The sequence below is a fragment of the Dokdonella fugitiva genome (genome assembly GCF_014138265.1).
GTDB lineage: Bacteria > Pseudomonadota > Gammaproteobacteria > Xanthomonadales > Rhodanobacteraceae > Dokdonella_A > Dokdonella_A fugitiva_A.
This window is the reverse complement of the sequence record NZ_JACGXL010000007.1, coordinates 270,734-287,813: the sequence shown is the minus strand read 5'-3', so window position 1 is coordinate 287,813 and position 17,080 is coordinate 270,734. Positions and strand designations below refer to the sequence as shown.

Genomic DNA, 17,080 nt, shown 5'->3' with positions numbered 1-17,080 from the left:
ATCCGCGGGAATCGTTACACCCACTGCTTCATTTTAGATTGTCGCTGAGGATGCGCGGCGTGACGAAGATCAGGAGTTCCGCCTTGTCGTCCTTGCGCCCCTTGTTCTTGAACAGGTTGCCGAGCACCGGGATGTCGCCGAGCATCGGCACCTTGCGCAGCGTCTCCGACTTGCTGACCTCGTAGACACCGCCGAGCACGACCGTCTGTCCATTGTCGACCAGCACCTCGGTGCTGATCTCGCGCTTGTCGAGCGTCGGCACCTGGCCGCCGCCCGGGCTGTCGACGAAACCAGCGACGTTGTCCTTCTTCACGTTGAGGTTGAGCACGACGCGGTCGTCTGCCGTGATCGTGGGGGTAACCTTCAGTTCGAGCACGACTTCCTTGAAGGCGACCGTTGCGGTACCCGTACCGGCACCGCCGCCGCCGGAGTTCTGGAAGGTGACGTAGCCGACCTCCTGGCCCTGCTTGATGTCGGCTTCCTGCTGGTTGGCGGTGATCACGCGCGGGCTCGACACCACCTCGCTGCGGCCTTCCGTCTGCGCGGCCGACAGTTCGAGGTCGAGGAGGTAGTCGGCGCCGAGGATCGCGAGGCCGAAGCTGCCGGCGGGATTCGTCGCTGGCATGTTCACGTTGAGGCGGTTGTCGAGCGTGGGCACCGCGATGCCGCCGGGGATGGTGCCAGGCGCGACGTTCGGCAAGCCGCGATTCGGTCCGTTGAAGCGGTTGTTGAGCACGACGTTGGACATGCGGTCCGTCGCGATGGCGGTTCCGGAGGTGCTCACGACGTTGCCGTTGCTCGTCTCGTAGCCACCGCTGACGCCGAACTTGACGCCGAGTTCACGCGCGAAGCTGTCGGTCGCGATGACGATGCGCGATTCGATCAGCACCTGCTGCACCGGCCGATCGAGCACGGCGATGAGCTGGCGGACTTCCTGGATCTTCGACGGAATATCGCTGACGAGCAGGGTATTCGTGCGGTCGTCGAACGTGACGCTACCGCGCGCCGAGAGGAAACCGCGCTGCGCCGATGCGCCGGTCTGACCGCCGCCACTGGCCTGGTTCGTCTGCGTTTCCTTGGTCAGCAGCGCCGCGATGTCCTTGGCCTTGCCGTAGCTGACCGGAATGTAGTCCGTGATCAGCTGCTCCTTGTCTTCCATCTTCAGTCGCGCATCGGCGATCGCCTCTTCACGCTCGGCGATTTCCTTCTGCGGCGCGACCCAGATGACGTTGCCGCGACGGCGCTTGTCGAGCCCCTTTGCCTGCAGCACGATGTCGAGCGCCTGGTCCCACGGCACGTTGATCAGGCGCAGCGTGACATTTCCCTGCACGCTGTCGGAGACGACGATATTGAGATCGGAAACGTCGGCGATCAGCTGCAGCACCGAGCGCGTCGGAATGTCCTGGAAATTGAACGTGACGCGGCTGCCGTTGTACTCGGGCTCCGCATTCTTGCCCTTGAGCTTGGCGTCATCCTTCTTCGGTGCGACTTCGACGACGTATTCGTTGCCGCTCTGGTAGGCGAGCTGCTCGTACGGCTGCTTGGCGATGATTTCCATGCGCGCGCCGTTGCCCTTGGCTCGCGTGTCGATCGACTGCACCGGCGTCGCGAAATCGAGCACGTCCAGATGCTGCGCCTGACTCGGCGGCAGCTTGACGTTGAGCAGGTCGAGCACGATGTTGCCGCCTTCGCGACGCAGGTTGGCCGACGCGCCGGGGCCGCTGAAGGTGACGACCACGCGACCTTCCCCGTTCTTGCCGCGGCGGAAATCGATGTTGGAAACCTCCACGTCCGCGGCGGCGGCTACCGCCTTGGTCGGGTCGGATTTGGCCGCGGACGCCGCGATGCTCGAGGAGCCCATGACGCCGTTGTTGATCGACAGGACGACATTGTTGCCGTTCACCCGCGTGTCGTAGCCCGCCTTGCGGAACAGGTCGATCACGACGCGCGTGCGCCCCGCCGCTTCGATCGCCGAGACGGCCGAAGTAGCGCCGGCTCCGACCTCGAGCCGCCGTTTGCTGAAGGCATTGCGCGTGTCGGCGAAATCCAGGGCGATGCTCGGCGGATTCTCGGTGGAGAACACTTGCGGGGCCACGGCGGCACTCGCGAACTTCAGCGTGACCTCGACCTTGCCACCGGGCAGAGCCGTGTACGAGATGTCCTCGAGCACGCTCTCGGCATGCACGGCGGTGCCGAACACGAAGGCGAACAAGGCCATCATTCCGAGCAGGCGAGACCGCACCGTGCGGAAGGCGAACCTGCGCTCCGAGGTTGCAGCGAATGTCGTGGTCATGAGATTTGTCCCCAATGAATCGGTCATTGCTTTTTGGTGTCGCCCAGGGAAATCGTTGCCTGCCGCTCCATCCAGCCGCCGGCGCCGTTGGTCACGAGCTCGACGAGATCGATGCGGTCTTCGCTGATCGCGAGGACGCGCCCGTAGTTCTGGCCGAGGTAATTGCCGACGCGCACGCGATGGACCACGCCGTCCGGATCGCGCACGAGCCCTTCGATTGATTTTGCCGAACCCAGCGTGCCCGACATCTTGAGGCCGTCGAGCGGGAACGACTCCAGCGGTTCGCGCGGCCGGTTCTGATCCGGATGCGGCCCCGAGCTGTTCGCCTGTTCCTGCTCCTCCGCACTCAACCCGAACGGATCACGCAGGTCCTGGTCCTTGTAGAGGAAGACCTCGAACGTCTTGATGACGGGCAAGGGAGCGAGCGGCGCGCCCTTCTTCGCCTTCTCGCGCGCGACCCATTGCTGCGGGCTCTCGCTCGGCGTGCAGCCGGCCAACGCCGCCAACAGGAGGACGGCGCCGGCACGGAGGGGAACTGTGATGCGCATTTTCATCTCACTCCCCCCCCGCCTTCTTCTTCGGCGGCGGCGCGCCCGCAGCCGGCTTCGTCGGGTTCTTCGCCTTCGCCACGGCCGCCTGCTCGTCGTCGTCGAGGTATCGATACGTCTTGACGATGCCCTCGAGCAGCAACGTGCCACCTGGGCTCGCCTTCTGGTCGGCCGGCTTGAGCGACACGTCGTGCATCGTGAGGATCACCACGCGCGGCAACGACGCGACGTTGCTGATGAAGGTACCGAACTGATGGTAGGTCCCGAGCATCTTCAGCTGGATCGGCTTCTCCGCGTAGAAGTCCTTCATGACCTCCGAGCCCGGCTGGAACAGCTGCGTCTCGATGCCGGCGCTCAACGCCGCCTGCGTGATGTTGTTGAGCAGGTCGGGCATCTCGGTGCGGCTCGGCAGTTGCCGCAGCATCGTCTGCAGCATCTCCTCCATGTCGGCGAGCTGCTTGCGGTAGGCCTCGAGATTGACGACCTTGCCCTGCTTGTCGGAGAACTCCTTCTTCAGCGCGAGCTCCTTGTCCTGCGCCGTCTTGAGATCTTCCTGTTGCACGCTGATCTTGAAGTACCAGCCGAGGAACAGGATCAGCGCGACGATGATCGCGCAGAAGAAGAATTTGACCGACTTCGACCAGCCACCGATGTTGTTGCGGTCCAGATTTCGCAGATCGTCGAAGAAGCTCATTTCTTGCCCTCCGTGACCTGGGTCGGCGGGGTCGGCGGCGGCGCCTTGATGTCCGCCGGAGCGGCTGGCTGAGGCGCACCCTTGGTCGCCGCACCGCCGGAAGGCGTCGCGCCCTTTGCCGCTGCCGCGGAGCCGTCCTTGCCGGACTCTTCCTTGCCGTCATCCGGCTTGCGCAGCTTCACTTCCATCGAGAAAGCGTACGGCAGCTTCTTGTCGGCTTCCTTGGTGCCTGCCTTGTTTTCGATCTTGCGCAGGTCCGAGCGCCCCATCCACGGCGACACGTCGATGTTGCGCATGTAGGTCGCAACGCGCGAATTCGATTCCGCAGTGCCTTCGAGCGTGAGCAGGTCACCGACCTGCTTCATCGTGCCGAGGCGCGCACCATCCGGGATCGTCTTCACCATCTCGTCGAACAGATGGACCATCTGCGAACGGTTCGACTGCAGCTGCTCGATGATTTCCTTGCGCGTGAGGAGCTGCGAGCGGCGCTTGTCCAGCTCATGGATCTCCTCGATCTTCTTGTCGAGGCCCTTGATTTCCTGCTGCAGGTAGCTGTTGCGGGACTCCTGATCTTCGATCAGGACGCCCATCCAGGTCATCGCGGCGAGGAACGCGACGATCGCGCCCGCCGCCGCGGTGGCGAGCATCATGTAGAACTCGCGCTCGCGCTGCTTGCGCCGCTCGGCTCGCCAGGGCAGGAGGTTGATGTTGGCCATCAGTCGAAGCTCCTGAGCGCGAGCCCGCAGGCAATCATCAGCGCGGGAGCATCCTGGGCGAGGGTTTGCGCCTGGACGCGACCGGAGAGCGACATGTCGGCGAGCGGATTGGCGACGATGCACGGCACGCCGAGGTGTTCCTCGACCATGTCGGCGATTCCCGGAATCGAAGCACAGCCGCCGGCGAGCACGACCTGGTCGACGCGACTGTATTCGCTGCCGGCGAAGAAGAACTGCAGCAGACGGCTGATCTGCTGGACCATCGCTTCCTTGAACGGCTCGAGCACTTCGGACTCGTACGACTCCGGCAGGCCGCCCTGGCGCTTGGCGAGGCCGGCCTCCTCGTAGCTGAGGCCGTAGCGGCGCATGACTTCGTCGGTGAGCTGCTTGCCGCCGAAGACCTGTTCGCGCGAATAGATCGTGCGCTGGTTCTTCAGCACGATCAGCGTCGTCATCGTCGCGCCGACGTCGACGACCGCGACGACCGCGTCCTTCGGCACCGACAGCTGGTCGGCGATGAGCTTGAACGCGTTCTCCATCGCGAACGCTTCGACGTCCATGACCTTCGCGCCGAGGCCGCCGAGGTCGAGCGCGGCGACGCGCAGGTCGACGTTCTCGGTGCGCGAGGCCGCGAGGAGGACGTTGACCATGTCCGGGTTGTCCTTGATCGGACCGAGCACCTCGAAGTCGAGACTGACTTCCTCGATCGGATAAGGAATGTACTGGTTCGCCTCGACCTGGATCTGCGCTTCCATGTCTTCGTCGGAGAGGTCGCCCGGCATCGGGATCACCTTCGTGATCACCGCGGACCCGGCGACCGCCGCGGCCGCGAACTTGGTGCGCGCGCCCGAGCGGTTGAAGGCGCGGCGAATGGCTTCGCCCACAGCCTCGACCTCGACGATGTTCTTTTCGACGACCGCGTTCGGCGGCAACGGCTCGACCGCGTAGTGCTCCACGCGGTAACGGCCGCCCGACTGCCCCAGCTGAAGGAGCTTCACGGCGGTGGAGCTGATGTCTACGCCGATCAGTGGCGGCGCTTTGGGTGTGAACAGGCCCACACTTTTTCCCCTTCCCACGCGCTCTTACGAGCGAAAGATGCGCCGTTACATTAAATACGATGATTAACGGTTTTTCAACAGCTGTCCAGCCCTGTGGCAAACTTGAGGCGAGACAGTGGCTTATCCGAGATTTCCCCAGCTGTGCCGGTTCCGACGCCTGTCCGGCACTACAGCATACGCTCTATACTCTGACACTTACCGCACATACTTTGACTGGCATCACAAGTCCCGCCGCATGACGATCTTTCTCCGCCTGCTGCGCTATGCGCTGTATCTGGCGCTGGCCGGAGTCCTCCTCGGCGGACTCGCGCTCGGCACCGCCTACTGGCTCATCGCGCCACGCCTCCCCTCGGTCGACACGCTCAAGGACGTGCGCCTGCAGGTGCCGCTGCGCATCGACAGCGCCGACGGCAAGCTGATCGCGACGTTCGGCGAGACCAAGCGCACGCCGGTGCACATCGAAGACGTGCCGATGCGCCTCAAGCAGGCCTTCCTCGCCGCCGAGGACGCCGACTTCTACAGCCATCGCGGCATCGACCTCGGTGGCATCGCGCGCGCGGTCTGGCTCACGGTCACGACCGGCAGCAAGCACGTCGCCGGAGGCAGCACGATCACGCAGCAGGTCGCGCGCATGTTCTTCCTGAGCCCGGAAGTCAGCTACACGCGCAAGCTGTCGGAGATATTCCTCGCCTTCCGCATCGAGAATGCGCTGAGCAAGGACGAGATCCTCGAGCTCTACCTCAACAAGAGCTTCTTCGGTCACCGCTCCTACGGCATTGCCGCCGCAGCCGAGTTCTACTACGGCAAGACGCTCGACCAGCTCAGTCTCGCCGAGTGCGCGATGCTCGCCTCGATCCCGAAGTTCCCGTCGACCGGCAATCCGCTCAGCCGCCCGCAGCGCGCGCGCGAAAGGCGCGCGTACGTGCTCGGTCGCATGCTCGAGAACCGTTTCATCGACCAGGCCGCGTACGACGCGGCGATGAACGAGGCCGACACCGCGCAGCCGCACGAGGCGCCGGTGGAGGTCGACGCGCCCTACTTCGCCGAGCTCGTGCGCCTGGAAGCGATCGAGCGCCTCGGCAACAATGCGCTGACCGACGGCTATCGCGTCAGGACGACCCTGGACGCGACCGTGCAGGAAGGCGCCAACAGCGCGTTGCGCAACGGCCTGATGACCTACGACGAGCGCCATGGCTGGCGCGGCGCGGAAGGTCACAAGGATCTCGCCGCGGACGCCGGCAACGACGCGTGGAACGAAGCACTCGACGACTACCATTCGATCAGCGGCCTCACGCCGGCGCTCGTGACCGCGGTCGACCGCGAGTCCGCGACGCTCTACCTCGCCGACGGCCAGAGCATCGCGCTCGAGCTTCCCGCAGTCGCGTGGGCGCGCCCGCGCATCGACGAGGATCGCCGCGGCAATGCACCGAAGACTGTCGCCGACGTGCTCAAGCGCGGCGACATCGTGCGCGTGGCGCGCAATGCCGAGGGCGCGTGGCGCCTGTCGCAGTTGCCCGGCGCCGAGGCCGCGCTGGTCGCGCTCGACCCGCAGGACGGCGCCATCCGCAGCCTCGTCGGCGGCTTCAGCTTCCAGCGCAGCAAGTTCAACCGCGCGACGCAGAGCGCGCGCCAGCCCGGTTCCGGCTTCAAGCCGTTCCTCTACTCGGCCGCGTTCGAACACGGCTTCACGCCCGCGTCGGTGCTCAACGACGCGCCAGTGCAGTTCCCCGATCCGTCCAAGCCGGACGGCGTGTGGATGCCGAAGAACGACGACGACACCTTCCAGGGCCCGATCCGCCTGCGCGAGGCACTGGTCAAGTCGGTCAACCTCGTGTCGGTGCGCCTGCTCGACGCGATCGGCGTGCGCTACGCGCGCGAATACATCACGCGCTTCGGCCTCGCGCCGGAGCAGATCCCCGAGAACTTGTCGATGGCGCTCGGCACCGCCGCGGTCGCGCCGATCGCGATGGCGCGCGGCTATGCCGTGTTCGCGAACGGTGGTTACCTCGTCGATCCGTACTACATCAGCGAGATCGTCGATCGCGATGGCAAAGTCGTCTACCACGCCGACCCGGTCGTCGTGTGCACCACGTGCCCCGAGCACGCGCTCGCGAACACGCCGGCGAGGCCGGTCGCCGACGGCGCGGCGACGACGAGCGCACTGAACCCGCTCGGCGACGCGCACGCAGCCACGCCGCCGGCCGAAGGCGCCGCCGACGGCACGCACAGCGCGCCGCGCGCGATCGATGCGCGCAACGCCTACCTCGTGACCTCGATGATGCGCGACGTGATCCGGCGTGGCACCGGCTCGGCCGCGATGTCGCTCAAGCGCAACGATCTTGCCGGAAAGACCGGCACGACCAACGACCATCGCGACGCATGGTTCTCCGGCTTCAACGCCCGGCTCGTCGCGAGCTGCTGGGTCGGCTTCGACGATTTCGGTTCGCTCGGTCGCGGCGAGTTCGGCGCCAAGGCGGCGCTGCCGATCTGGATCGACTTCATGCGCGTCGCGCTCAAGGACATGCCCGAACAGCCGTTCGACATGCCGCCCGGCATCGCGCGCGTGCGCATCGACGCCGCGACCGGCCTGCTAGCCGCGGCGGGCGATCCCGGAGCGATCCTCGAGGTCATGAAGACCGAGGACGCGACGCGCCTGGCCTCGCAGCCGCCGCCGACCGACGAAACCAGCGAGCAGCACGAAGCCTACGACGTCTTCTGATGGCGGGCCGCGGCGCCATGCGCACGCAGGAAGCACGCCGGCGCATCGCGCTCGAGGCGGCGCGGCTGATCAGCGAGAACGGCTTGCGCGACTATCGCCAGGCCAAGGAAAAGGCCGCGGCGCGCCTCGGCATCTTCGACGAAACCTGCCTGCCGAAGAACGCCGAGATCGAGGACGCACTGCGCGAACACCAGCGCCTTTTCAGGGCGGAGGACCAGCCACGCACCTTGCGCGAGCGCCGCGAAACCGCGCGCGAGGCGATGCGCTTCTTCGCTCGCTTCGAGCCGCGGCTCGTCGGCGCCGTGCTCGACGGCACTGCCGACGAGCATTCGGCAGTCTGCCTGCACCTGTACACCGACCAGCCGAACGCGGTCATCGGCCTGCTGCAGGAACGGCACATCGCCTACGACGAGCAATCGCGGCGCGTGCGCCTCGATCGCGACACCGCGCGCGACTACCCGGTGCTGCGCTTCAATGCGGGCGAAGCACCGATCGACCTCACCGTGCTGCCGTACGACGTGCTGCGCCAGGCGCCACTCGATCGCGTCAGCGAGAAACCGATGCGGCGCGCGACGCTGGCGATGGTGGAGGCGTTGCTAGAGGAGCAGTAAGAGCGAGATCGCCCGCGATGCGGACTAAACCCGCGAGATCCACGCGGTAACGTGGCGAGGCGTTCGTCCGCTGCGCGGACGAACCTCGTTGAAACCCGGCCTGCTCGCGAGGGATCCGCAGGCGATCGCCCTCAGCGCTTCCCGATCGCGACGTAGTCGCGCTGCGCCGACCCCGTGTAGATCTGGCGCGGACGGCCGATCTTCGTCTCCGGGTCGTTGTGCTGCTCGAGCCAGTGCGCGACCCAGCCGGCGGTGCGCGCGATCGCGAACATCACCGTGAACATCTCGGTCGGGATCTTCAGCGCCTTGTAGATGATGCCCGAGTAGAAATCGACGTTCGGATACAGCTTGCGCTCGACGAAATAGGAATCCTTGAGCGCGGCCTGCTCGAGCTCCATCGCGACGTCGAGCAGCGGATCGCTGACGTTGAGGTCCTTGAGCACCTTGTGGCACATCTCGCGGATGATCGTCGCGCGCGGGTCGAAGTTCTTGTAGACGCGATGGCCGAAACCCATGAGGCGGAAGCCGGAATTCTTGTCCTTCGCCTTTTCGACCGCTTTGCCGACGTTCTTGGCGTCGCCGATCTCGGCGAGCATCTTCAGCACCGCCTCGTTCGCGCCACCGTGCGCGGGCCCCCACAACGCGGCGATGCCCGCGGCGACGCACGCGTACGGGTTCGCGCCGGTCGAGCCGACCAGGCGCACGGTCGACGTCGACGCGTTCTGCTCATGGTCGGCGTGCAGGATGAACAGCAGGTCGAGCGCCTTCGCAGCCACCGGATTGAGGTCGAGCGGCTCGCTCGGCACCTCGAACATCATGTGCAGGAAGCGCGTGACGTAGTCGAGGTTGTTGCGCGGATAGCGGATCGGCCAGCCGATCGAATAGCGGTATGCGGCCGCGGCGATCGTCGGCATCTTGGCGATCAGGCGGATCGCGGCGAGGCGGCGTTGCTCGGGATCGTTGAGGTCGAGGGTGTCGTGGTAGAACGCCGACAGCGACGCGATCGAGGCGCACAGCATCGCCATCGGATGCGCGTCGTAATGGAAACCGTGCAGGAAGTTCTTCAGCGCCTCGTGCATCATCGTGTGATGCGTGATCTCGTGCTCGAACGAGGCGAACTGCTTGCCGTCCGGCAGCTCGCCGTTGATCAGCAGGTAGGCGACTTCGAGAAAACTCGACTGCTTGGCGAGCTGGTCGATCGGATAGCCGCGGTAGAGCAGCACGCCGGCGTCGCCGTCGATGAAGGTGACCGCGCTGCGCGTCGCCGCGGTCGACATGAAACCGGGGTCGAAGGTGAAGTAGCCGGTTTCCTTGTTGAGCTTGCCGATGTCGAACGCGGGGTCGCCGATGGTGCCGGTCACGACCGGCAGGCTGGTGACCTTGTTCGTCGCGGGATCGGTGAGCTGGACGGTTTTGCTGTCTGACACGGGGAGCTCCTTCTGGCGCTGCCGGCGCGGCCGGCCGGATGCGGCGCCACGCCTTGCACGTTGGATGCGTTCGGCGATCACGATGATGGACCGCGATCAACGCATAATTATTGCATGGAGCACCGCCGAAGGCGCATCCGTGCGCTCCCGGCCGGCGTGGACGATGGTCGTGCCGCGGCGACGGACGAGGCGAAGGCGCACGAACGCGAACGCCGGCACGAGGCCGGCGTTCGGGAAGTCGCTGGGGACGGCGTGCCGGGTGTGCCGGCGGCCGCGTCGCGCGCGGTACTACTTGGCGTAGCGGCGACGGAACTTGTCGACGCGACCCGCGGTGTCGACGATCTTCTGCTTGCCCGTGAAGAACGGGTGCGAGTGGCTGGAGATTTCCACCTTGACCAGCGGATATTCCTGGCCGTCCTCCCACTTGATCGTTTCCTTGCTCGTCATCGTCGACTTCGTGAGGAACGAGAAATCGCTCGAGATGTCCTGGAACACGACCGGCTTGTAGTTCGGATGGATGTCGGCTTTCATGGGCTGGCTCCGCGGTTCGGCCGCGATAAAAGAGCGGTAGTTTAGCCGGTTCCCGGACACCGGCGCAAGCCGTCGCCTCAGCGGGCGGCCGGGATGCCGAGCGCGGCGGCGACCAGCGCCTCGAACCGCGCCTGGTCGACCCCGAGCACGATGTTCGCGTTGGCCCGGCCGCCGAGGCGGTCGTGCCAGTCGACCACGGTCGCGCCGCGGCTGAGGCCGGCGGCGAGTTCGATCGCGACGTGGTGGTGCTCCGCGCGCGTGACGATCGCCGGGTCGAGCGCGACCGCCATCGCGAGCGCGTCGGCCGCGATCATGCCGCGACCGCGCGACCGGTTGAACGCGCGCGCCTTGCGCGAGATCGCCGCGTAGAAACCCGCGCGCTCGTCGCCGGCCGCGAGCATGCGCTCGAAGGCCTCGAACGTCATCGCATGGCGCAGGCACGCTTCCCAGTCGACGAGATCGAACTGCGGCCACTCCGAGAACACGACGTGAGCCGCCTCGGGGTCGAAACCGATGTTGAATTCGACCGGTGCGAGATGGATGTTGCCGTGCCCGGTCACCGCGCCGCCCATGACGACGAGGCGCGCGAACCGCGACGGCAGGTCGGGATCGAGGCGCAGCGCGAGCGCGAGGTTGGTCAGCGGCGCGAGCGCGACGAGCGTGAGTTCGCCCGGCCGTTCGCGCGCGAGCCGCACGATCGCCGCGGCCGCGTGCTCGCCGTTCGCGCGACGCGCGGCCGGCAGGTAGGCGGTATCGCCGAAGCCGTCCTCGCCGTGCACGAAGCCTGCGCCGGGTGCGGGCAGGACGAGCGGCGTCGGGCAGCCGGCGAACACCGGCGTATCCACGTCGATCGTCTCGACCAGCTTGAGCGCATTGCCGACCGTGTGCGCGAGGCCGACGTTGCCCGCGGCGATGCACAGCCCGACGACGCGCGCGTGCGCGTGCGCCATGAGGATCGCCAGTGCGTCGTCGACGCCCGGGTCGGTATCGATCAGCAGTGTCGTCACCGCTGCATTATCCGTGCGCATGCGACGCGCGCGCTAGGCCCCTGCATAGCGCGCGGCGCTGCCGATCCAGCGCGCGAGCAGACGCTCGGCCGCCTCCGCGTGGTCGCGCAGCATCACCTCGCCGACATGCTGCACGGCCGGCAGCAGGTGCGCATCGCGCGCGAGGTCGGCGACGCGGAACATGAGCTGGCCGGTCTGGCGCGTGCCGAGCAGTTCGCCGGGGCCGCGCAGTTCGAGGTCCTTCTCGGCGATGCGGAAACCGTCGGCGGTCTCGCGCATGACTTCCAGGCGCGCGCGCGCATTCGACGACAGCGGCGTCTGGTACAGCAGCACGCAGCTCGACGCCGTGCTGCCACGGCCGACGCGGCCGCGCAGCTGGTGCAGCTGGGCGAGGCCGAGGCGCTCGGCGTTCTCGATCACCATGAGGCTCGCATTCGGCACGTCGACGCCGACCTCGATCACCGTCGTCGCGACGAGCAGGCGCGTATCGCCGCGCTTGAACGCGTCCATCGTCGCCTGCTTCTCCTTCGCCTTGAGGCGCCCATGCACGAGGCCGATGCGCAGGCCGGGCAAGGCCGCGGTGAGCTCGGCGAACGCCACCTCGGCCGCCTGCGCCTCGAGTTGCTCGGACTCCTCGATCAGCGTGCAGACCCAGTAGGCCTGGCGCCCTTCCGCGCAGGCGGCGCGGATCCGCTCGATCACTTCGCCGCGGCGCGACGACGACAGCGCGACCGTCTGCACCGGCGTGCGTCCCGGCGGCAATTCGTCGATGACCGACACGTCGAGGTCCGCGTACGCGGTCATCGCGAGCGTACGCGGGATCGGCGTCGCGGTTAGCACGAGCTGGTGCGGCACGCGATCGCCGTCGCGCCCCTTGTCGCGCAGCGCGAGGCGCTGGTGCACGCCGAAGCGGTGCTGCTCGTCGATGATCGCGAGCCCGAGGTTGCGGAACGCGACGCCTTCCTGCAGCAGCGCGTGCGTGCCCACCACCAGCGGCGCGCCGTCCGCGACCGCGGCGAGCGCAGCGCTCCGCGCGCGACCGAGCACCTTGCCGGCGAGCCAGACCGGTTCGATGCCGAGCGGCTGCAGCCACGCGCGGAACGTGTTGCAGTGCTGCTCGGCGAGCAGTTCGGTCGGCGCGACGAGCGCGGCCTGCGCGCCCGCTTCGGCGGCCGCGAGCGCGGCGAGCGCGGCGACCACGGTCTTGCCCGAGCCGACGTCGCCCTGCACGAGGCGCAGCATCGGCGTCGCGCGCGCGAGGTCGCGCTCGATCTCCGCACCGACGCGCTGCTGCGCGCGCGTGAGCGCGTACGGCAGGTTCGCGCGCAGCGCGCCGCGCAGGCGGCCGTCACCGGCGAGCGGCGGCGCACCGTGCCTGCGTACTTGCGCGCGCAGGCGCTTGAGGCCGAGGTGGTGGCTGAGCAGTTCCTCGAATGCGAGGCGTTGCTGTGCCGGATGCCGGCCCGCGAGCAACGCGGCGATGTCGGCGTCTGGCGGCGGCCGATGCAGCAGCAGCAGCGAGTCGCGCAGCGAGGCGAGGCCGAGGCGCTCGCGCAACGCGGCGGGAATCAGTTCGAGCACGTCGTCGCCGGGCAGGCGTTCGAGCGCGCGCGCGACGACGCCGGCGAGGCGCTTCTGGCCGAGGCCCTCCGTGCTCGGATAGACCGGCGTCAGTGCCTGCTCCGCGACGGCGGTCGCGTCGGCAGTGAGGCGCCGGTATTCCGGATGGACGATCTCCGGCCCGTGCGCGCCGTGGCGCACCTCGCCGTAGCAGAGGATGCGCGCGCCGGGCGCGAACTGCTCGGCCTGCGCGCGATTGAAATGGAAGAAACGCAAGGTGAGCGTCGCCTGCGAAGCGTCGACGAGCGCGACGCGCAGCTGCGGGCGGTAGCGGAAGCCGCGTTCGACCGCGTCGACGACGCCCTCGACCTGCGCGCTCTCGCCGATGCGCAGCTCGCGGATCGGCGTGATGCGCGTGCGGTCCTCGTAGCGCAGCGGCAGGTGGAACCAGAGGTCCTGCACGCGCGCGAGGCCGAGCCGGCCGAGCGCCTCGGCGAGCGCCGGGCCGACGCCGGACAACGTCGTCAGCGGCGCTAGGCCGCTGTCGGCGAGGGCGACGGTGGAACGGGCGACGCGCGACGGCATGCGCCTAGGTTAGCAAGGCACGTCCCGCGAGCGAGCGGGCGCATGTAGGATCGGCGCGCTTCCCTGCGGTGGAGATCCGGGTGAACGAGTTCGAATACATCTCGGTGCTGCTGTCGATCCTGATCGGCCTTGGCGTGACGCAACTGCTGTCGGGCATCGCGCGGCTGATCCGCGACGGCCGCGCGCTCGCGCCGGCGTGGTGGATCTTCGTGATCACGGCGACCCTGCTGCTCGGCAACTTCCAGGTCTGGTGGATCGCGTTCGCCTGGCGCGGCGTGGAGGAATGGACGTTCTTCTCCTACGTGACCTTCATGGTGCAGCCGGTGCTGCTGTATCTGCTCGCTTACCTGGTCCTGCCGGCCGACCTGCACCTCGACGGCGACGCGCTCGCGCGTTCGTTCATCGCCAAGCGCAAGCCGTTCTACGTGATCGTCGCGCTGGTGCCACCGGCGACGTTCCTGCAGCAATGGATGCTCGCGCACGCGGCGCCGCAGCCCGACCTCGACACCGGCCTGCGCCTGGCCTGGTTCGCGCTCGCGCTGCCTGGCTATCTGTCGTCGCGCACGAGCGTGCAAGCCGCGGTCGCGACCGGTTCGTTCGTGCTGCTGCTCGCGTACATCAGCCTGCTGTTCCTGCGCATCCACTGATGCGCACGTCGACGACTAGCCGGCGAGCACCATGATCGCGTCGACCTCGACGTGCGCGCCGCGCGGCAGCGCAGACACCTGGATGGTCGAACGCGCCGGATACGGCTGCTGGCAGTACTCGGCCATGACCGAATTGACCGCGGCGAAATCGCCGAGGTCGGTGAGGTAGATGCCGACGCGCACGACGTCGGCGAGCGAGCCGCCGGCCGCCGCGCACACCGCGGAGAGGTTCTCGAACACGCGCCGCGCCTGCCGGCTGATGTCGCCGCCGACGAGTTCGCCCGTGGCCGGATCGAGCGGGATCTGCCCGGACAGGTAGACGGTGTTGCCGGCGCGCACGGCCTGCGAGTACGGGCCGATCGCCTTCGGCGCCTGGTCGGTGTGGATGATGCTGCGCGACATGGGGACTCCGGCTGCGACAAACCGGAAAAGCTTGCGCGACTGCCGCGCGTTGCGCAAGGGCGCGCGCGACACGCGCGCGCTCAGACCGGGTGGCGCTTCACCGCGGTCACGACCTGCAGGCGGCGCACGCGGCGCATGACGTCGGCGAGGTGCTTGCGGTTCTTCACCTCGATCGTGAACAGCATCGTCGCGGTGGTGAGGTCGCGTTCCTTGTACTCGACGTTCTCGATGTTCGAACCCGCCTCGGCGATCGCCGCCGCGACCTGGGCGAGCACGCCGGGCCGGTTGGCGACCTCGATGCGCAGCTCGACCTTGTAGTCGCCCTGCACCGCGACGTCCCAAGCGATCTCGATGCAGCGCTCGGGCGACTTGCGCAGCTCGGGCACGTTCGGGCACTCGAGCCGGTGCACGACGATGCCCTTGCCCGCCGAGAGGTAACCCATGATCTCGTCGCCCGGCAGCGGATGGCAGCAGTTGCCGAAGCTCAGCACGCCGCGCTCGCTGCCGTTGATGAGGATCTTCTCGCTGCTGCCGCTGCGCGCGACGTGCGGGTGTTCGCCTTGCGCGGCGAGCAGCGCCTGCGCGATCGGCTCGGCGGCACGATTGCCGAGCGCGATGTCGGCGAGCAGTTCCTCGAGCCGCTTGTACTTCTGTTCGCCGAGGTAGCGTTCGAGCGCCGCGTGCGGGATCGCCTCGAGCGAGGCGTCGAGCGCGCTGAACGCGCGGTCGAGCATGCGATGGCCGAACTCGACCGCGTCCTCGTGCTGCAGGCGCTTGAGGTGGTGACGGATCGCCGTGCGCGCGCGCCCGGACACGACCCATTCGAGCCACTGCGGGCTCGGCGTCGCCGACGGTGCGGTCACGATCTCGACGGTCTGGCCGCTCGCGAGCGGCGTGCGCAGCGGCACGAGGCGCTTGTCGACGCGCGCGGCGACCGCGTGGTCGCCGACGTCGGTGTGCACGAAGTAGGCGAAGTCGAGCGCGGTCGCGTTGCGCGGCAGGGCGAGGATCTGCCCCTTCGGCGTGAACAGGTAGACCTCGTCCGGGAACAGGTCGACCTTCACGTTCTCGATGAACTCGAGCGGCGACGGCATCTCGGTCTGGCGGTCGACGAGGTTGGACAGCCATTCGCGCGCGCGCGACTGCGCGCTGTTCGCGGGCGTCGCTTCGGTCTTGTAGGCCCAGTGCGCGGCGACCCCGCGCTCGGCGACCGCGTCCATTTCCTCGGTGCGGATCTGCACTTCGATCGGCGCGCCGAACGGCCCGAACAGCACCGTGTGCAGCGACTGGTAGCCGTTCGCCTTCGGGATCGCGATGAAGTCGCGGAAGCGGCCGTCGAGCGGTTTGTACAGCGCGTGCACGGCGCCGAGCGCCTGGTAGCTGTGCGCGACGCTGTCGACGACGACGCGGAAGCCGTACACGTCCATCACCTGGGTGAACGACTTGTGTTCCGCGCGCATCTTCGAATAGATGCTGTAGGGGGACTTGATCCGGCTCACCACGCGGTGCGCGATCTGCTCGGCGCCGAGGCGCGTGTGCACCGCTTCCTCGATGCGCGCCATCGCCTCGCGCCGGTTGCCGAGCACGGCGCGGATGCGCTCGGCGATGACGCGATGGCGATCCGGGTAGAGCATGCGGAAGCCGAGGTCCTGCAGCTCGGACTTGAAGCGGTTCATGCCGAGGCGCTGGGCGATCGGCGCGTAGATCTCCAGCGTCTCGCGCGCGATGCGCCGGCGCGACTCGGGCTCCATCGCGCCGAGCGTGCGCATGTTGTGCAGGCGGTCGGCGAGCTTGATCAGGATCACGCGCAGGTCGCGCGCCATCGCCAGCAGCATCTTGCGGAAGCTTTCCGCGGCGGCTTCCTGGCGGCTGCGGAAGCGCACCTTGTCGAGCTTGGTGACGCCGTCGACGAGCGCCATCACGGGTTGGCCGAACTCGGCGGTGATCTGTTCCGAGGTGAGCGAAGTGTCTTCGAGCGTGTCGTGCAGGATCGCCGCGACGATCGTTTCCGCATCCATGCCGAGCTCGGCGAGGATGCCGGCGACCGCGACCGGATGCGTGATGTACGGCTCGCCGCTGCGGCGCGTCTGGCCCGCGTGCGCGAGCGCGCCGATCTCGTAGGCGCGGCGCACGCGCTCGACCTGCTCGGGCGGCAGGTACGCGGCGAGTTGCTGTTCGAGCGCCCGCATGTCGGCCGGAGGACGATTCGCCTCCAGCGCCTTCGCGCGCATGGACGTGGTCGTGACCATGGCGCCGGCGCAGCCCGTCAGGCTGCCCCGTGG

General features: G+C 67.7%; 14 protein-coding genes. 3 read left to right on the top strand and 11 right to left on the bottom strand.

Annotation, left to right across the window (positions count from 1 at the left end; all coding sequences use genetic code 11):
• Window positions 1-28 precede the first annotated feature (28 nt).
• The 5 genes from pilQ to FHW12_RS19355 form a co-directional block, all read right to left on the bottom strand.
• The gene (gene pilQ / locus FHW12_RS19375) at window positions 29-2,218 is read right to left on the bottom strand and encodes a type IV pilus secretin PilQ (protein WP_259393152.1); all 2,190 of its coding nucleotides are present in this window, start codon (window positions 2,216-2,218) and stop codon (window positions 29-31) included.
• 98 nt (window positions 2,219-2,316) lie between these two features.
• Complete coding sequence (locus FHW12_RS19370) at window positions 2,317-2,847, bottom strand: pilus assembly protein PilP (RefSeq protein ID WP_182532708.1); 531 nt, start codon at window positions 2,845-2,847, stop codon at window positions 2,317-2,319.
• Window position 2,848: 1 nt separating this feature from the next.
• Window positions 2,849-3,535: a type 4a pilus biogenesis protein PilO gene (locus tag FHW12_RS19365; protein ID WP_182532707.1), complete on the bottom strand. Its 687-nt coding sequence runs from the start codon at window positions 3,533-3,535 to the stop codon at window positions 2,849-2,851.
• On the bottom strand, window positions 3,532-4,251 hold the full coding sequence (locus tag FHW12_RS19360) for a PilN domain-containing protein (protein WP_182532706.1): 720 nt from the start codon (window positions 4,249-4,251) through the stop codon (window positions 3,532-3,534). Before FHW12_RS19360 ends, FHW12_RS19365 begins: the two co-directional genes overlap by 4 nt.
• Window positions 4,251-5,309 carry a pilus assembly protein PilM gene (locus tag FHW12_RS19355; RefSeq protein ID WP_182532705.1) on the bottom strand — a complete coding sequence of 353 codons (1,059 nt, stop codon included), beginning with the start codon at window positions 5,307-5,309 and terminating at the stop codon, window positions 4,251-4,253. The genes FHW12_RS19360 and FHW12_RS19355 overlap by 1 nt, the downstream gene beginning before the upstream one ends.
• A 235-nt stretch (window positions 5,310-5,544) precedes the next feature.
• On the opposite strand from FHW12_RS19355, the gene FHW12_RS19350 reads away from it, so the two are divergent.
• Both FHW12_RS19350 and FHW12_RS19345 read left to right on the top strand, forming a co-directional pair.
• On the top strand, window positions 5,545-8,028 hold the full coding sequence (locus tag FHW12_RS19350; protein WP_182532704.1) for a penicillin-binding protein 1A: 2,484 nt from the start codon (window positions 5,545-5,547) through the stop codon (window positions 8,026-8,028).
• A gap of 17 nt (window positions 8,029-8,045) precedes the next feature.
• Window positions 8,046-8,639, top strand: coding sequence for a hypothetical protein (locus FHW12_RS19345; protein WP_182532703.1), 594 nt, complete (start codon window positions 8,046-8,048; stop codon window positions 8,637-8,639).
• Window positions 8,640-8,770: 131 nt separating this feature from the next.
• Here FHW12_RS19345 and FHW12_RS19340 read toward each other — a convergent pair whose 3' ends face one another.
• The 4 genes from FHW12_RS19340 to recG form a co-directional block, all read right to left on the bottom strand.
• Window positions 8,771-10,066 carry a citrate synthase gene (locus FHW12_RS19340; protein WP_182532702.1) on the bottom strand — a complete coding sequence of 432 codons (1,296 nt, stop codon included), beginning with the start codon at window positions 10,064-10,066 and terminating at the stop codon, window positions 8,771-8,773.
• Between the two features lie 288 nt (window positions 10,067-10,354).
• Window positions 10,355-10,597: a type B 50S ribosomal protein L31 gene (locus FHW12_RS19335; RefSeq protein WP_182532701.1), complete on the bottom strand. Its 243-nt coding sequence runs from the start codon at window positions 10,595-10,597 to the stop codon at window positions 10,355-10,357.
• Between the two features lie 77 nt (window positions 10,598-10,674).
• A complete protein-coding gene (locus FHW12_RS19330; RefSeq protein ID WP_310735300.1) occupies window positions 10,675-11,604 on the bottom strand; it encodes a nucleoside hydrolase in 930 nt (309 codons plus the stop codon).
• A gap of 33 nt (window positions 11,605-11,637) precedes the next feature.
• Window positions 11,638-13,749 (bottom strand): ATP-dependent DNA helicase RecG, encoded by a 2,112-nt coding sequence (gene recG / locus FHW12_RS19325; RefSeq protein ID WP_182532699.1) that lies wholly within the window; start codon window positions 13,747-13,749, stop codon window positions 11,638-11,640.
• A gap of 80 nt (window positions 13,750-13,829) precedes the next feature.
• Here recG and FHW12_RS19320 point away from each other — a divergent pair, with 80 nt between their 5' ends.
• Window positions 13,830-14,396 (top strand): hypothetical protein, encoded by a 567-nt coding sequence (locus FHW12_RS19320; RefSeq protein WP_182532698.1) that lies wholly within the window; start codon window positions 13,830-13,832, stop codon window positions 14,394-14,396.
• Between the two features lie 15 nt (window positions 14,397-14,411).
• On the opposite strand, the gene FHW12_RS19315 is transcribed toward FHW12_RS19320, so the two are convergent.
• Window positions 14,412-14,798, bottom strand: coding sequence for a RidA family protein (locus tag FHW12_RS19315; protein ID WP_182532697.1), 387 nt, complete (start codon window positions 14,796-14,798; stop codon window positions 14,412-14,414).
• Between the two features lie 80 nt (window positions 14,799-14,878).
• On the bottom strand, window positions 14,879-17,029 hold the full coding sequence (locus FHW12_RS19310) for a RelA/SpoT family protein (RefSeq protein WP_259393151.1): 2,151 nt from the start codon (window positions 17,027-17,029) through the stop codon (window positions 14,879-14,881).
• Window positions 17,030-17,080 lie beyond the last annotated feature (51 nt).

Bases quoted from the DNA above. Each gene is read 5' to 3' on its own strand.
- pilQ (WP_259393152.1), bottom strand. From the start codon at position 2,218: ATGGCCTTGTTCGCCTTCGTGTTCGGCACCGCCGTGCATGCCGAGAGC.
- FHW12_RS19370 (WP_182532708.1), bottom strand. From the start codon at position 2,847: ATGAAAATGCGCATCACAGTTCCCCTCCGTGCCGGCGCCGTCCTCCTG.
- FHW12_RS19365 (WP_182532707.1), bottom strand. From the start codon at position 3,535: ATGAGCTTCTTCGACGATCTGCGAAATCTGGACCGCAACAACATCGGT.
- FHW12_RS19360 (WP_182532706.1), bottom strand. From the start codon at position 4,251: ATGGCCAACATCAACCTCCTGCCCTGGCGAGCCGAGCGGCGCAAGCAG.
- FHW12_RS19350 (WP_182532704.1), top strand. From the start codon at position 5,545: ATGACGATCTTTCTCCGCCTGCTGCGCTATGCGCTGTATCTGGCGCTG.
- FHW12_RS19345 (WP_182532703.1), top strand. From the start codon at position 8,046: ATGCGCACGCAGGAAGCACGCCGGCGCATCGCGCTCGAGGCGGCGCGG.
- FHW12_RS19335 (WP_182532701.1), bottom strand. From the start codon at position 10,597: ATGAAAGCCGACATCCATCCGAACTACAAGCCGGTCGTGTTCCAGGAC.
- recG (WP_182532699.1), bottom strand. From the start codon at position 13,749: ATGCCGTCGCGCGTCGCCCGTTCCACCGTCGCCCTCGCCGACAGCGGC.
- FHW12_RS19315 (WP_182532697.1), bottom strand. From the start codon at position 14,798: ATGTCGCGCAGCATCATCCACACCGACCAGGCGCCGAAGGCGATCGGC.
- FHW12_RS19310 (WP_259393151.1), bottom strand. From the start codon at position 17,029: ATGCGCGCGAAGGCGCTGGAGGCGAATCGTCCTCCGGCCGACATGCGG.